Raw genomic sequence first — 14,511 nt, 5'->3', positions numbered from 1 at the left:
TCCTTTCCGCCGACGCGTGGTGGATCAGACAAATCGTCTCGCAACGTGCGTCTTCGCACTATGCAAACAGTGCAATGCAGGCACGCTTGAGACGCAAGCTTATGGCCCATGGAAATATGCGGCGTTACAAGAAAGAAACAATTCTTCAGAGGGATAACCCTGTTAGGACGTTTCCCGACTGGCGCAAGCGTTTCGAAGCTAGCAACGTATCGTAGAAGAACTAAGTGACGTCAAAAAACGAGACATAAGGGCCGCACGATCAACAGGCTACGCGGGGGCAAACACCGCTTCGGGGAGAGTTTCATGGAACAGGCAAACAAAGATCGATCGCTCGTGAGCAAAGTCATGGACGGACTGGTCACGGGCATCGTCGAAGAGAAATACGGCGCCATACTGCCACCGCAGGATGTGCTGTCGAAGGAGTTCGACGTCAGCCGCACCGTCATGCGCGAGGCGCTGTCGATGCTGCTCGCGCGCGACATGCTGGACGTGCGGCCGAAAATCGGCACGCGCATCCGCTCGATGAGCGATTGGCGCATGATCGACGAAGACGTCGTGAACTGGCGTTTTCGTGCGAAACCCGATCCGCTGTTTTTGCGCGACGTGATCGAGTTTCGTATCCTGATCGAACCGCGCGCCTCGGCGCAGGCGGCCGCGCGCGGCAGCGCGGCGGATATTGCCGCGATCCGCGAGGCGTTCGAAGCATTCCGCGCGATCCGGCCGGGCGAGCCGGGCTATCAGGAAGCGGACGAACTGTTCCACACCCGCATCGTGGTGGCGAGCGGCAATCAGTTCTTCAAGCAAATGGCGGCGATCATTCGCGGCGCGCTATCTACTGTCAATCCCATCGTGACCGAAAGGGACGGGGACGGCCTATGGGAAAAAGCGGTGAAAACCCATCAGCGTGTAGTCGAAGCGATCGAACGGCGCGATCCAAAGGAAGCGGAACTCGCCTCGCTTGCAATGATCGACTACACCACCGAAGAAATCAGCGGCCAGTTTCCCCCGGAACCGCCGGCACGCAGTTGAGCGTCGCCGCTGCAGCGGCACGCTGGGTCTTTAATTTTCCTTGTGAGACTGTGCGATACGAGAGGCGCGCGTTCACGCCCACGCGATAGCGTGCGGCATGCGCGACAATAGCGCCTGTTCTGATCTGCATGGACTCGAAGGAACGATGACAATCGCAACGCAGGAAATCCCCTCGGACGGCACGATCCGCTGGGGAATCGTCGGGACGGGCCGGATTGCCCGTCGCTTCGCACAAGGCCTCGCTCATGTGCCGCACGCGCAACTGACCGCGCTGTGGTCACGCCGCGCGGAACCGGCCATGGCCTTCGCCGGGGAATTCGGCGGCGAGGTGTGCGCGAGTTTCGACGCGCTGCTCGCGAGCGGTATCCACGCGCTCTATATCGCCACCGTTCAGGACAGTCACGCCGACTACGCGATCGCCGCGCTGCAGGCCGGCCTGCACGTGCTGTGCGAAAAACCCGCCACCATCAATCAGCCGCAGCTCGAACGCGTGCTCGATGCCGCGCGCGCCGCGCAACGGCTATTCATGGAAGCCATGAAGCCGCCCTTTTACCCGCTCTACCGAAAGTTGCGCGCGCATCTAGATGCCGAACCGATCGGCGCGGTCGGTCTGGTGCGGGCCGGCTGCTCGGTGCCAGGCGTGCCGGACGATCACCCGTCGCTGTCGTTCGAGCACGCGGGCGGCGCGCTGCTCGACATCGGCATCTACGAGATGTTTCTCGCCGTCGACTGGCTGGGCGCGCCGCTCGAGGTGCAGACGCTGGGGCGGCTCGGCGCAACGGGCGTCGATACGTTCGCGAGCCTGAACAGTCAGCACGAGGGCGGCATCGCCCAGTTGTTTTGCGGGCTCGATCTGCACGGCAAGGGCGACGCGCTGCTGATGGCCAAAGGGGGCCACGTTACGATTCACGAACCGTGGTGGAATCCGTCGCGCGCGACGATCCGTTATACCGACGGACGCGTGGTCGAACTCGACGAGCCGTTCGAAGGCGGCGGCCTGAACTACGAGACCGCGCACTTCTGCGAACTGATCCGGGCGGGGCAGATGGAAAGTCCGGTGATGCCGCATGACAAGTCGCTGCAGATGATCGCGATGGCCGACGCGGCACGCGCGGCGCTCGGCCTGAAGTTCGCCGGAGAGTAGCGTCGCCGGCGTTGCCGCATTGCGCGCGGCAGCGGTGGTAGGATTCGCGCGGGCATGCGGAGAAAAAAACGCTCCACGTGTCCGCCGCTTTCGAATTCCTTCCAATGGAGCCGCCTGCCATGCGCATGCTCGGAAAACTGTGGCGCGACAACAAGAGCGTTGTCGCGTTTCTCTTCCTGATGGTCTTGTTTCGCAGCGCCGTTGCCGACTGGAACGTCGTGCCGAGTGGCTCGATGCTGCCGACGATCCGCGAGGGCGACCGGATCTTCGTCGACAAGATGGCCTACGATTTGCGCGTGCCGCTCACGCATATCGCGATCGCGCATCTGCACGATCCGCAGCGTGGCGATATCGTGACGATCGATTCATCGGCGGCGCGTGAGCTGATCGTCAAGCGTCTGATCGGCTTGCCCGGCGACAGCGTGGCGATGCGCGAGAACGTGCTGTACGTGAACGGCGTGCGCGCCGATTACCAGCCGCTCAAGCTCAAGCCGCTGCCTGGCGACGCGGCGTCGCCCGGCGATTATCTAACCGAACGCTTCGACGGCGTCACGCATTCCGTGCGGCTCGCGCCGCAGGCGCCGAGCCCGCGCGATTCGTTCGGGCCCGTGATCGTGCCACCCGGCGAGTATCTGATGCTCGGCGACAATCGCGACGACAGCGCCGATTCGCGTTACTTCGGCTTCTTTCCGCGCAAGGAATTGATGGGCCGTACGCGCCGCGTCGCGTTTTCGCTCGACCCGGACCACTACTACACGCCGCGCTTCGAACGCTTCGGCGCGCCGCTGGATCCGACGTCTTCTGTCGCTAGCCGCTAAATCAAAAGCGCCGGGTGCTCAGTGGCGCGACGGCAGCGCAAGGCGCCGTTCGTACCAGCGTTGCACGCTCTCGAGCACCTGACACAACACCCAATAAACGGCGGCCGCGGCAAGATACAACGGCAGCGGCTGATAGGTCGACGCGATGATCTCCTGCGCGCTGCGCAGCAGTTCCTTGACGGTAATCACCGACACCAGCGAGGTGTCCTTGATCAGGCTGATGAGACTGTTCGACAGACTCGGCACGGCAATGCGCAACGCTTGCGGCGCGATCACGTAGCGCAGTGTCTGGCGTCGCGAGAGTCCGAGACTGTAGGCGGCGAGCCATTGACCGTTCTGAATCCCCAGGATCGCGCCGCGCATGCTCTCCGACAGATACGCCGCCACGTTGGCCGACAACGCGATCACGCCGGCCGGCGTCGGATCGAGCGATATACCGAAACTCGGCAAGCCGTAATAGATCACGAAGATCTGCACCAGCAGCGGCGTGCCGCGCATCACGCTCACGTAAATGCGCGCGATCCAGTTCAGCATGCGGTTGTGGCTGACACCCATCAACGCCAGCACGGCGCCGGCGATCAGGCCGAAGATCATCGACAGAACCGCGAACTTGACCGTCAGGACGGCGCCCTGCGCGAGCATAGGCAGCGATTCAACGAGCAGGGAAGTGGTGGACATGAGCTGAGCGGTGGGCGGATTAGGCGCGCAAAAAGCGCACATCATAAACGTTGCTGTAGAAGCGCGAAGGGCGACATCGTCGACGATGCCGCCCTTCCTTTCAGTCAGCGCGCTTTACTTGATCGGCTTGCTGACGTCGATGCCGAACCACTTGTCCGAGATCTTCGCAAACGTGCCGTCAGCTTCGAGCTGGGTCATTGCGTCGTCGATCGCCTTGGCGAACTTCGGGTTGCCCTTTTTGAAAGGAATGCCGGAAGGATTGCCCGCGCCGACATTCGCGCCCGTGCGCAGCGGCAGTTGCGAGTTCTTCATCAGGTAAGCGAGCATCAGGCGGTCGTTGAGCGCTGCGTCCAGACGCCCGGCGGCCAGATCGCGCAGGTACTCGGGCGCGCCCGGGTACGTCTTCACGTCGATGCCCGGCACCGACTTCGCCATGTCCATGTAGTTCGTGCCCAGACCGACACCGAGCTTCTTGCCCTTCAGGTCGTCGAGCGACTTGAACTGGCGCGTGTCGTCCTTGCGCTGGATCAGTTGCGCGGCCGAATACGTGTAGGCCGGCGAGAAGTCGAGCGCCTGCTTGCGTGCGTCGGTGATGCCGACCTGGTTGACGATCACGTCGAACTTGTTCGCCTGCAGACCGGCGATGATGCCACTCCATTCCGTCGTCACAAATTCCGGCTTCACGCCGAGCTTGGCGGCGACAGCCTTCGCGATGTCGACGTCGTAGCCGACCAGTTCGCCCGACGGCGCTTTCGAATTGAACGGCGGGAAGGTGCCTTCCAGACCGATGCGCAGTGTGCCGCGCTGCTTGACCTGATCGAGCAGGTCGTCGGCATGGGCGGCGACCGCGGTGAACGACGCGCCGATCAGACCGGCGACGAGAATCTTTTTAAACAAGCCAAATTTCATCGAGTTCCTTTTTTGTTCGTCCGGCGTTTTAGCAGACGAAAGCATAGCAAAGCAGACTATCGAAATCTAAATATCGTTTGTTTATGTCTATATTCCGGGCGAGGGGCGAGGGGCGAGGGGCGAGGGGCGAGGGGCGAGGGGCGCGGGCACGCACGTAGGACGGAGCACACGTAGGTGCCGCGCCGCGCGGCGCCGTACGGCGGGCACCGGCGCGGCGTTCAGCGGAACTGGATTCAACGCAGCGCTTGCGCGCATTCCGCCACAAGCGCCGGTCCGCGGTAGATAAACCCGGTATAGAGCTGCACCAGCGACGCGCCGGCCGCGAGCTTGGCGCGCGCGTCGTCGCCGGAAAAAATCCCGCCGACGCCGATGATCGGCACCGCTTCGCCGACTTCCGCGCGCAGCTTGCGGATCACTTCGTTCGACGCGTCGAACACCGGCTTGCCCGACAGGCCGCCGGATTCGTCGCCGTATTGCATGCCGGCGACGGCCGTGCGCGAGAGCGTGGTGTTGGTGGCGATCACGCCTTCGAACTGGTGGCGCAACAGCGTGTCGGCGATCGACTTGATCTGTTCGTCGTCGAGGTCCGGCGCGATTTTCAGCGCGAGCGGCACGAGCTTGCCGTGCATGTCGGCGAGGCGCTGCTGCTTCTCCTTGAGTGCCGCGAGCAGCGCGTCGAGTTCGCCCGCGCCTTGCAGCTGGCGAAGATTCTTCGTGTTCGGCGATGAGATGTTCACCGTCACGTAGCTGGCGAACGGATACACGCGTTCAAGACAGTACAGGTAGTCTTCGGCGGCGCGTTCGATGGGCGTGTCGGCGTTCTTGCCGATGTTCAGGCCGAGAATGCCGCGATAGCGCGCCGCCTGCACGTTCTTCACGAACTGGTCGACGCCCGCGTTGTTGAAGCCCATCCGGTTGATCACGGCATTCGCCTGCGGCAGACGGAACATGCGCGGGCGCGGATTACCCGGTTGCGCGCGCGGCGTCACCGTGCCCACTTCGATGAAGCCGAAGCCGAGCGCGGCGAGGCCGTCGATGCAGGCGCCGTCCTTGTCGAGGCCCGCGGCAAGTCCCACCGGATTGCGGAACGTCAACCCCATCACGGTGCGCGGCGCATCCGGCACGCGCGGCGCGAGGGCGCCGGCGAGACCGGTGCGGCCGGCCGCGCCGAGCATGCGCAAGGTGAGATGGTGAGCGTCTTCCGCGTCCATGCGAAAGAGTTGGGCGCGTACAAGCGGGTAGAGGGAACTGAACACGGGACGAAGCCGGGCGGCCGGAAAATGGGAACCCGCCATTTTACCGGCTTTGCGCTTTTTATGAGACTGACTGGCGGGATTAAGCGGCGGCCTGAGCGGATCGGCCGCTTGCCGTGTCCAGGCTACGGCTTGAGCGGCGGGCGCTTGCCGTGTATCGCGAGATCGACCGGCGGCAGATCCACGCCGGTGGGATCGAGCACGCGCCAGGCGCCGTCGATCAAACCTTCGAGCGGACGGAAATTCGCCTTGTACGCCATCTTCGGACTCTCGCGAATCCAGTAGCCGAGATACACGTAGGGCAGCTTGAGACTGCGCGCCTGCTCGATCTGCCAATAGATGTTGTAGGTGCCGAAACTCGTGTTCGGCAGCCCCGGTTCAAAAAACGTGTAGACCGAAGAGAGTCCGTCCCCGAGGATATCGATCATGCTGATCATGCGCAGAATGCCCGGCGCATCCGGCCGGTCCGGCAGCGGCTCGCGGAATTCGACCAGCCGCGAGTTGATCCGGCTCTGCAGCAGGAACTGTTCGTATTGGTCGCGGCTGTCGCGATCCATGCCGCCGCCCGCATGCCGCGCCGACTGATAGCGCATGTAGAGCGCGTAGTGCTCTTCGTCGTAATGGAGCGGCGCGACGGTGGCGACCAGTCCGCCGTGCTTCTTCCAGACGCGGCGCTGCGTGCGGTTCGGCTCGAACTGGTCCACCGGCACGCGCACCGGCACGCAAGCGCGGCAGCCGTCGCAATACGGCCGGTACGTGAACACGCCGGAGCGCCGGAAGCCCGCCTTGACGAGGTCGGTGTAGACGTCGGAGTTGATCAGGTGACTGGGAGTGGCGACTTGCGAGCGCGCGATGCGGCCGTCCAGGTAACTGCAGGGATAGGGCGCTGTTGCATAAAATTGCAGCGCCGAAAGCGGGGAAAGAGGCAGCTCGTTGGGATGAGTCACGTTGGCAGCTCTCGAAGCGTCTCTGGTAATGCAAACCCGGTGCCCTGCGGTCGACGACCTGCGGCTCACGACCCGCGGTTCGGTGGGCGAGGGATCCGGATTCGGCCTGATTCTTCCTACGACGCCGGCGCGACGACCTCGAGCAGCGCGGTCTTGTCGAAGCGCCAGGGAATCGGCGGCGCCGCGACCGACGCGCGAACATGCGCGATGAACGCCTTGCGCGCTATCTCGCGACCGCCTAGCGACGCCAGATGCGACGTGTTCTGCTGGCAGTCTATCAACGCCAGCGATTAAAAATCGTTATAAATCAACTGCCTAGTTTGGCTGTTTTGGCAAAAAAGCCGCCCAAACGGTAACAAAAGCGGTAACACGAAAATCCGCCCGGGAAACAATTGTGTCGAAGCTAAACAACCGCCTCATTGAACGAGCCAAACCAAGCCCACGTGACAAGTATATTGCGGACGGCGACGGTTTGTTTCTTCGCGTGATGCCAAACGGGACAAAAACGTTCTGCTTTCGCTATACATGGGGCACGAAGCGCCGGCTTCTCGCGCTCGGTCCCTTTCCGATTCTATCGGTTGCGGAAGCACGCGAGCAAGCGAACGAAGTCCGACGGCAGATTTTCCTCGGGGTTGACCCTATCGAGCAGGCTCAGATCACCAAACCAGCCGAGCCCGACAGCCCGACTGTCAGGACGCTTATCGCTAACTGGACCGAGCGGTATGCCAAGCCGAACTACAAGCGCCTCGACACGCAACTCCGGATGGTCGAGAAAGACATCCTGCCAGTAATCGGCTCAATGCTGGTCAAGGACATCACGAAGAAGCATGTCTCCCAAGTCATCAACAGGGTCGTGGACCGCGGTGCAAGGGTAAAGGCGAACAGAGTCCTTTCCCTGATGAAGACCATCTTTGACTATGCTGCCCAGCAAGGCGAGATCGATGAATCCCCCGTCACGATGACGAGGAAAGGCGCCGGCGGGAGAGAAAAGCCGAAGAATCGAGTGCTCGGCACGGATGAGATCAAGGTCTTCTGGACGGCGATCAACATCCATTCTGGGTTTATGAGCTGGCGCACAAAACGCATCCTGCACCTGATCCTCCTGACCGCACAGCGTCCGGGCGAGGTCGCGGGGATGATGTGGGGCCATGTAGACCTCGAAAAGCGGATCTGGCAGCTACCCGCAGAGTTGGTCAAATCCGAGCGTAACCATGTCGTTCACCTATCCGAGCAAGCTGTCGAAATTCTTGAGTTCGCGCAAGGGCGGTCGACCGGAAGCCGCTACGTTTTTCCGAGTGCAAGGAGGAAGGGAAAACCAACAGGGACGCAGACGCTGTCCATGGCGCTGCTCCGGATGTTCGAAGATGGGGAGTTTGGTGCCATGAAGCCCTTCACGCCGCACGACTTGCGACGGACGGCTGCTACCAGAATGGCTGACATATCGGTGCATGCCCACATTGTGGAGAAAATCCTCAACCACAAAATGAAAGGTGTCATGGCGGTCTACAACTATGCCGAGTATCTGGAGGAGCGGAAGCAGGCCCTGATCGCTTGGGGTAACTGCGTTGGTCGCTACTCCGATGTGCGGGCGCCGGAGGCCGCCAGCGCAGTCTGTGCACGCTAGCGGATGTGACAGATGCTTGCAAGACAAACATTGCAGCAGTGGGCCCGGATCTCTTCGTGGGTGACTAACTTCCCGAGCTCTTCTGGGACCATGCTTTACTTGACGCTCGATCCCGCTTGCGGGACCTGCTTTCCCAGCCGGGCCGGTAATGAGCGCGTCGAAGCCGCACTTTGCGTTCTTCGTTACAATTCAAAAAACCAAAATGGGTCCGGATTGAGAACGGCCGGTCGACGCGGGAGCGAGTGTTGCATGTTCATTTCCAATCAAAAAGAGCAGTTCAACGTGGCTTACGTCCACGCCATGGCGAGCCAGGCTGGTTTGAACACCGGGAATATGAAGGTCGACGACCAAAGCATCGACCTCGATGTTGACGGCAAATTCCCGACGGCAACCAAGAACCGGTTTCCTAAGATCAGCTTGCAGTTGAAAGCCACTTCGCAAAAAATGGTGAAGGACGGCGTTATCAAGTTTCCGCTTCCCCGGAAGAACTACGACGACCTGAAAAACGATCGACTCATCGTTCCTCGCTACTTGGTCGTGCTTCTCGTGCCCGACGACACCGGCGATTGGATCCGGCATCACCCTCAACATATGAGTCTCCACAACACCTGCTATTGGGCGTCGATCAAGAATGACCCGGCGATCAAAAACAAATCGAAGGTGACCATCGATATTCCGCTGACGCAGCGTTTGGACACCGACGCGTTGTTGCACCTCATCACGTTGGCCAGCCAGGGGGAACACGCATGACCCGCGATGACGTGATCAAACAGATCGGCAATCTGAGATGGACCGAGTTGCAGTCTTATCTTATTGAGTCCGGCTGGACTGACGACGGCGCGCTTGGGCCGTTCGCGTCGATATGGCACCGCGCGGATCGGAGCGATGCGCAGGTGTTGCTTCCCACATCAGAACAAGCCGAAGATTTTCGGCCCCGGCTAGCGGATGCCGTGATGGCGATAGCCGAGTTCGAAGATCGATCGACAGAGGATGTCGTAATTGCCGCAAGCGACCGCTTCGGCGATGTGATTAGCATTCGCGTGGTCCACGCAGATGTCGAAGGTGGCACTATCCCGGCTATCGATGGCGTAGCGCTAAACGAGAAGGCTCTCGAGTTGCTGACCGCGGCGGCCATGTCCTATCTGACAAAGAGGCAATACCATCAGCGGCCAACGGCCGTGACCAACGCGTTTCTCGAAACTCTTAGGTTGGGCCAAACCACCAGGGGCAGTTACGTCGTAAATCTATTTGCCCTGATGCCCGAGCCGCCGGTCGATCAACCGACGTTGCAGGACGTGCCGATGACGAACAACGTCATCTCAAACCTGTCGTCAGGATTAAAGGCGCTCAGCCATGCGGTCAGTCTGAAAAGCAAAAAGAAGGACGAACACAAAGCGCTTGATGAAGCCGTAGCGGCGGGCGCCAGCGCGAACATGTGCGACGCGTTGGTGGGCATAAGTGGCCGTGACAAGAGCAGGGCGGTCGAGATTTCGATCACCCCGTTGCGCCCCGGAAAGGACAGACCACAGCCAGTCAAATTTTCGTTCGCAAAGGAAAAAGTGGAGCGCTTGGAGAAGGCTTCCGTGTATTACAGGCGCACCTACATCGCGAAAAACAAGACGATTCAAGGCTACATCAAGCGCCTCGACCGGGCGCATGGCGAGAAGCATGGGACGATTCTCGTCGCCGCTGTCGTGGAGAACAGCGAGAAGATGGTGGAAATCGACTTGGGCCCGAGAGATTATAAGCGCGCAATCTCTGCCCACGGATCGGATACGGAAGTTCGGTGCTCGGGTGATGTGCTCATCAAGCCGCGTAGCGCAACCTTGCTGAACCCATCGGGTTTTCGCGTGCTCAACAGGGGTGATGGTTTGTTCACACAAGAGGAAGAACCCAAAGCAAAAAGGTCGAAGCGGCAGCGGAGTTGATGTCCTTTGCCAGGCAATGATGCTCATGTCAGGGGCCCAGAAAGAAGGGTTGAAGCCTTGGAGCTCGTTGATCCTTATCCAGACCCCTTGCATGATTTCGGTTCCTCTAATGGACGCGCGGCTTGGGTTTTCGTATGTCCGTGCGGGCTAGTGCGAGCCCACCAACAACGCGATCGCTTCGTGAAGCAGGGCCACCGACGCCCCGACATCACGCGACTGCGCGTCCGAGCGCCCGCAAAGAGCGAGGTAAGCGAAATGAACGGCCGTGGAGTGCTTCGCCAAGGCAACCAGGTGCGCGCCGCTGGGACCTCGAACAGCAGAAAGCCAGTTTTGGACCGTGCGCTCGCTCGCCCCTGTCCAGCGCGTCAGCGTTTTGATCGCTTGACGAGTGTCGCCCACGTCCTCTTTGAGCGCGAAGGCGATGGCGAGAGGGTATTCGCTCCCGACGGGCAGCGTTTGATTCCCCGGCAATTTGTTGCCTGTTTTCGGTAACATTTTTCGCGGCTCCAAAAGTATATTTCGTGAAGGCGAGCGCCGAGGCGAGGCGTGGAGCGCCGCATTCCTGCGGCGTTGGTCGATCGCCTTACCATGGGAGGCATGGTGAGCCGATCAACGCACAAAGATTCGTCCGCCGGGACAGATGGATCGCGGGGCCGCGCCGCAGCCTACGTGCGAATGTCGACGGAGCATCAACAATATTCGACCGAAAATCAGAAGGACGTGATTCAGGCGTTTGCCGAGTCGCGAAACCTTGAAATCGTTCGGACCTATGCGGACGAAGGAAAGAGCGGGCTCCGGCTCGAAGGGCGTAATTCCTTGCAAGCGCTCATTCGAGACGTTGAGGCCGGTGTCGATTTTTCAGTGATTCTGGTCTACGACGTCAGCCGCTGGGGGCGTTTCCAAGACCCCGACGAAAGCGCGAGCTACGAAATTCGCTGCAAACAGGCCGGCGTTCGCGTCCTCTACTGCGCCGAGCAGTTCGAAAATGACGGCAGCCCGGTTTCAAGCATCATCAAGAGCGTAAAAAGGACCATGGCTGGCGAATACAGCCGGGAGCTCAGCCTCAAAGTCCACGCCGGCCAGCTTCGATTGATCAAGAGCGGATATCGCCAGGGCGGTCCCGCGGGTTACGGGCTGCGCCGAGTGCTGATCGACCAAGCTGGCGGCGTTAAAGCTGAGCTTGATCGCGGCGAGCACAAATCCATTCAAACGGACCGAGTGATTCTGGCTCCGGGGCCGGTCGAGGCAATCGCGGTGGTGAGGGACATTTACCGCGCATTTGTCGAGGAAGGGCGAACCGAGGCTGAGATCGCCGCTTCGCTCAACGCCGCGGGGCAGAGGACGGATTTGGGCTCGCGATGGTCGCGCGGAACCGTCCACCAGATTCTGATCAACGAAAAATACATTGGCCACAACGTCTGGAACCGGACGTCGTTCAAGCTGAAACAGAAGCGCGTGAACAATCCTCCAGCGTCTTGGGCTCGCGCGGATGACGCGTTCGAGCCGCTGGTCGACAAGATGATGTTCGAGGCGGCGCGTCAGATCATCCTCGGCCGCTCGTATCGCTTGAGCGACGGCGACATGCTCGATCTGCTGCGCAAGGTGTTGCTCCGCAATGGGTATCTCTCAGGAATTTTGATCGATGAGGTGGCCTGCTGTCCGTCCAGCAGCGCTTACCGCAGCCGGTTCGGCAGCCTGCTGCGAAGCTATGGCCTGATCGGATACACCCCTGATCGGGACTACCGCTACATAGAAATCAACCGGCGCTTGCGGGCGCTGCACCCGGAAATTGTCGCGCAGGCGAAAGGCGCGATGGTGGCGGCTGGGGCAACGGTCGAAACCGACCCGGGAACGGAGTTGATTTCCGTGAACAGCGAATTCCGGGTGTCTCTCGCGCTGTGCCGGTGCCGAGCGACTGAGGCGGGCAGCAACCGCTGGCTCGTTCGTTTTGACAACGCCATGAAACCCGACATCACCGTGGCCGTCCGGATGGAGCCGGACGCGCAGTCCATTCGCGACTACTACCTGCTTCCGGCGGTTGACGTCTATGCAGATCAGTTGCGTCTAGGCGACTACAACGGACACGGATTCGACGCGTATCGCTTTGACGATTTGTCCATGCTGGTCCACCTTAGCCGCAGGGTTCCTCTTCGAGGGGTGTCTTATGGATGACAAGTTCAAAGGATTCTTGGCGACATTGCCCCGAGCGGAAATGATCACGCTGATTCCCGCTTCGCAGCTCCGAGTCCTGAACCCGCGGACCCGCAACAGCCTGTTTTTCGCGCAACTGGTCGAGAACATCGCCACGATCGGGCTTAAACGGCCCATCACGGTCGCGTATGGCGGGCACGCCGAGTCGGGCGAGGAGTGGCATGAGGTGCTTTGTGGCCAAGGGCGCCTGGAAGCGTTAAAGGCGCTGGGCGAAACGGTCATTCCATGCTGTGTCGTAGAGGCGGATCAAGTAGAGCGCTACCTGATCACTCTGACTGAAAATATCGCTCGGCGACGGCACACCACCGAAGAGTTGCTCAGCGGTATCCAGATACTGAAGGCGCGTGGATACACGACCGAGCAGATCTCGACGAAGACAAACCTAGATCCGGGCTACATCAACGGCATATTGAATCTGCTGGAAAACGGAGAGCAGCGTCTTGTAAGGGCCGTTGAGAAGCGCATGGTGCCGATGCGGCTTGCATTGGACATCGCTCGATCCTCGACGGGGGAGATGCAGGAGGCAATGGTTGCGGCATACGAGGACGGCACGCTCAAGGGCGAGGAGTTGATGAGATTGCGCAAGCTCCTTAGCAAGCGCGAGGCAGCCGGGAAAACGTTTCATTCAAAGAAGCCAGCGCCGAGAGAGAAGCCGACCCCGCAAAAGCTGCTTCGCACCTACCGGACCGAGGTGCGCAGGCAAAAATTTGTCATTCAGAACGCCACGCTTCAAGAGCAACGTCTTCTTCTGATCACGTCCGCGTTTCGGCGGTTCTTGTCTGATGAGCATTTTCGGACGCTGCTTCGTGCAGAGGGAATCAAAGACATTCCCGAGGCGGTGGCCAGCCGCATCCCACCGGAGCTTTTGCCATGAGCGTCAAGCACGCGTTCGATTTGCGGATCATCGAGGTTCCATTGGAACGGATACGCCCTAGCGCGCCGCTGCTGCCGCAAGTCTTGGCGACCCCGAAGTTTCGCACCATCGTCAGCTCGATCCGAGAGCTTGGCGTCATAGAGCCGTTGGCCGTTTACCCAGCGGACGGGCGGCTGGGAGAATATGACCTGTTGGACGGACGCTTGCGGCTCGAGGCGCTCAAAGAGTTGGGGCGAGAAACGGCCCCGTGCATGATTTCGCTAGACGACGAAGGGTTCTCCTTCAACCGTCACATCAACCGAATCACCGTAGTCCAAGAGCATCGAATGATTCGAGCTAGCTTGGCGCAGGGGGCGTCCGAAGAGCGCATCGCGACGGTCTTGAAAATGGATGTGCGAAGGATTCGCGAAAGAATTCATCTCTTGGACGGAGTCGCGCCCGAAGCGGTATCCCTTCTCAAGGACAAGCAGGCAATTCCGAAGGTGTTTGCGGCCCTGAAGAAGATGAAGCCAATGCGGCAAATTGAGGCCGCGGAGATGATGGTTGCGGCCAATAGATTCACCGCGGCCTACGCGGAAATGCTCTTGATCACGACCCGGCCCGAAGCGCTGACTGTTAAGGCGCAGCCCAAGAAGAAAACCGATATTTCGCCAGAAGACATCGCCCGCATGGAGGCCGAAATGGAGCGCCTGCACCAAGATTGTCAGGCGGTCGAGGATGGAATCGGCGACACGATGCTTTCGCTCGTCGTCGCCAAGGGATTCATGAATCGGCTGCTGAGGAACGAGAACATCCGCGGGCATCTCCGGCGCCATCACGAGGACTTGTTGGCGAGCCTTGTGACAACTTTGGATGCCATCGCGGCGGACAACCGAACACCGGAGCGTGAATGAGGCTGAACGCGACCATCGCGCGATGGCCAAAGACCGCAGTTTCAACCCGACCCTCCAGTTTCACTGTGGGCCCCGGCGCAAGGTTCGCTTCAAATTCGTTCATGGGCATAGGCACGAGCGCTTTCGATCAAGAAAGCGCTAGGGTTGAACAACGCATGGGCGGCGCCGAGGCGAGCGGTGGTTCGACCTCGAGGTTGGCCGCA

General features: G+C 60.5%; 14 protein-coding genes and 1 pseudogene. 9 read left to right on the top strand and 6 right to left on the bottom strand.

All coding sequences use genetic code 11. The features are described from left to right. Positions 1-303: 303 nt before the first annotated feature. From B0G82_RS17945 to lepB, 3 genes are all read left to right on the top strand, one after another. On the top strand, positions 304-1,029 hold the full coding sequence (locus B0G82_RS17945) for an FCD domain-containing protein (protein ID WP_116141030.1): 726 nt from the start codon (positions 304-306) through the stop codon (positions 1,027-1,029). 145 nt (positions 1,030-1,174) lie between these two features. After that, entirely contained in the window at positions 1,175-2,173 is a 999-nt protein-coding gene (locus B0G82_RS17940; protein WP_121308751.1) for a Gfo/Idh/MocA family oxidoreductase, read from the top strand. Between the two features lie 119 nt (positions 2,174-2,292). Further along, positions 2,293-2,991, top strand: coding sequence for a signal peptidase I (gene lepB / locus B0G82_RS17935; RefSeq protein WP_121308268.1), 699 nt, complete (start codon positions 2,293-2,295; stop codon positions 2,989-2,991). Positions 2,992-3,009: 18 nt separating this feature from the next. Here lepB and B0G82_RS17930 read toward each other — a convergent pair whose 3' ends face one another. The 5 genes and pseudogenes from B0G82_RS17930 to B0G82_RS17910 form a co-directional block, all read right to left on the bottom strand. Then, positions 3,010-3,669 (bottom strand): amino acid ABC transporter permease, encoded by a 660-nt coding sequence (locus B0G82_RS17930; protein WP_121308266.1) that lies wholly within the window; start codon positions 3,667-3,669, stop codon positions 3,010-3,012. Between the two features lie 114 nt (positions 3,670-3,783). Further along, positions 3,784-4,578: a cystine ABC transporter substrate-binding protein gene (locus tag B0G82_RS17925; protein WP_121308264.1), complete on the bottom strand. Its 795-nt coding sequence runs from the start codon at positions 4,576-4,578 to the stop codon at positions 3,784-3,786. A 233-nt stretch (positions 4,579-4,811) separates the two neighbouring features. Next, entirely contained in the window at positions 4,812-5,873 is a 1,062-nt protein-coding gene (locus B0G82_RS17920) for a quinone-dependent dihydroorotate dehydrogenase (RefSeq protein ID WP_199730102.1), read from the bottom strand. 83 nt (positions 5,874-5,956) lie between these two features. Next, complete coding sequence (locus B0G82_RS17915; protein WP_121308262.1) at positions 5,957-6,778, bottom strand: arginyltransferase; 822 nt, start codon at positions 6,776-6,778, stop codon at positions 5,957-5,959. Between the two features lie 116 nt (positions 6,779-6,894). Further along, positions 6,895-7,059: pseudogene (locus B0G82_RS17910) on the bottom strand (leucyl/phenylalanyl-tRNA--protein transferase); the annotation flags it as partial. A 113-nt stretch (positions 7,060-7,172) separates the two neighbouring features. Between B0G82_RS17910 and B0G82_RS17905 the strand changes: the two are divergent. From B0G82_RS17905 to B0G82_RS17895, 3 genes are all read left to right on the top strand, one after another. Beyond that, complete coding sequence (locus tag B0G82_RS17905; RefSeq protein WP_121308260.1) at positions 7,173-8,402, top strand: site-specific integrase; 1,230 nt, start codon at positions 7,173-7,175, stop codon at positions 8,400-8,402. A gap of 249 nt (positions 8,403-8,651) precedes the next feature. After that, a complete protein-coding gene (locus B0G82_RS17900; RefSeq protein ID WP_121308258.1) occupies positions 8,652-9,152 on the top strand; it encodes a DUF4365 domain-containing protein in 501 nt (166 codons plus the stop codon). Beyond that, positions 9,149-10,330, top strand: coding sequence for a hypothetical protein (locus B0G82_RS17895; RefSeq protein WP_121308256.1), 1,182 nt, complete (start codon positions 9,149-9,151; stop codon positions 10,328-10,330). The genes B0G82_RS17900 and B0G82_RS17895 overlap by 4 nt, the downstream gene beginning before the upstream one ends. Before the next feature lie 147 nt (positions 10,331-10,477). Here the strand turns inward: B0G82_RS17895 and B0G82_RS17890 are convergent, their stop codons facing one another. Next, positions 10,478-10,825, bottom strand: coding sequence for a hypothetical protein (locus tag B0G82_RS17890; protein ID WP_121308254.1), 348 nt, complete (start codon positions 10,823-10,825; stop codon positions 10,478-10,480). Positions 10,826-10,927: 102 nt separating this feature from the next. Here B0G82_RS17890 and B0G82_RS17885 point away from each other — a divergent pair, with 102 nt between their 5' ends. The 3 genes from B0G82_RS17885 to B0G82_RS17875 are packed head-to-tail and all read left to right on the top strand — an operon-like array spanning position 10,928 to position 14,308. Further along, on the top strand, positions 10,928-12,502 hold the full coding sequence (locus B0G82_RS17885; RefSeq protein ID WP_121308749.1) for a recombinase family protein: 1,575 nt from the start codon (positions 10,928-10,930) through the stop codon (positions 12,500-12,502). Next, entirely contained in the window at positions 12,495-13,415 is a 921-nt protein-coding gene (locus B0G82_RS17880) for a plasmid partitioning protein RepB C-terminal domain-containing protein (RefSeq protein ID WP_121308253.1), read from the top strand. Before B0G82_RS17885 ends, B0G82_RS17880 begins: the two co-directional genes overlap by 8 nt. Continuing rightward, a complete protein-coding gene (locus tag B0G82_RS17875; RefSeq protein WP_121308251.1) occupies positions 13,412-14,308 on the top strand; it encodes a plasmid partitioning protein RepB C-terminal domain-containing protein in 897 nt (298 codons plus the stop codon). Before B0G82_RS17880 ends, B0G82_RS17875 begins: the two co-directional genes overlap by 4 nt. Positions 14,309-14,511: the final 203 nt, after the last annotated feature.

Origin of the sequence: Paraburkholderia sp. BL17N1, from assembly GCF_003634175.1 — a bacterium.
Classification (GTDB): domain Bacteria; phylum Pseudomonadota; class Gammaproteobacteria; order Burkholderiales; family Burkholderiaceae; genus Paraburkholderia.
Note: the sequence above shows the minus strand (reverse complement) of the source record. Positions and strands in the feature narration are given on the sequence as shown.

Excerpts from the sequence above, each read along its gene's own strand:
- B0G82_RS17890 (WP_121308254.1), bottom strand. The coding sequence starts at position 10,825 with ATGTTACCGAAAACAGGCAACAAATTGCCGGGGAATCAAACGCTGCCC.
- B0G82_RS17925 (WP_121308264.1), bottom strand. The coding sequence starts at position 4,578 with ATGAAATTTGGCTTGTTTAAAAAGATTCTCGTCGCCGGTCTGATCGGC.
- B0G82_RS17875 (WP_121308251.1), top strand. The coding sequence starts at position 13,412 with ATGAGCGTCAAGCACGCGTTCGATTTGCGGATCATCGAGGTTCCATTG.
- B0G82_RS17945 (WP_116141030.1), top strand. The coding sequence starts at position 304 with ATGGAACAGGCAAACAAAGATCGATCGCTCGTGAGCAAAGTCATGGAC.
- B0G82_RS17940 (WP_121308751.1), top strand. The coding sequence starts at position 1,175 with ATGACAATCGCAACGCAGGAAATCCCCTCGGACGGCACGATCCGCTGG.
- B0G82_RS17920 (WP_199730102.1), bottom strand. The coding sequence starts at position 5,873 with ATGGCGGGTTCCCATTTTCCGGCCGCCCGGCTTCGTCCCGTGTTCAGT.
- B0G82_RS17885 (WP_121308749.1), top strand. The coding sequence starts at position 10,928 with ATGGTGAGCCGATCAACGCACAAAGATTCGTCCGCCGGGACAGATGGA.
- lepB (WP_121308268.1), top strand. The coding sequence starts at position 2,293 with ATGCGCATGCTCGGAAAACTGTGGCGCGACAACAAGAGCGTTGTCGCG.
- B0G82_RS17895 (WP_121308256.1), top strand. The coding sequence starts at position 9,149 with ATGACCCGCGATGACGTGATCAAACAGATCGGCAATCTGAGATGGACC.
- B0G82_RS17930 (WP_121308266.1), bottom strand. The coding sequence starts at position 3,669 with ATGTCCACCACTTCCCTGCTCGTTGAATCGCTGCCTATGCTCGCGCAG.
- B0G82_RS17900 (WP_121308258.1), top strand. The coding sequence starts at position 8,652 with ATGTTCATTTCCAATCAAAAAGAGCAGTTCAACGTGGCTTACGTCCAC.
- B0G82_RS17880 (WP_121308253.1), top strand. The coding sequence starts at position 12,495 with ATGGATGACAAGTTCAAAGGATTCTTGGCGACATTGCCCCGAGCGGAA.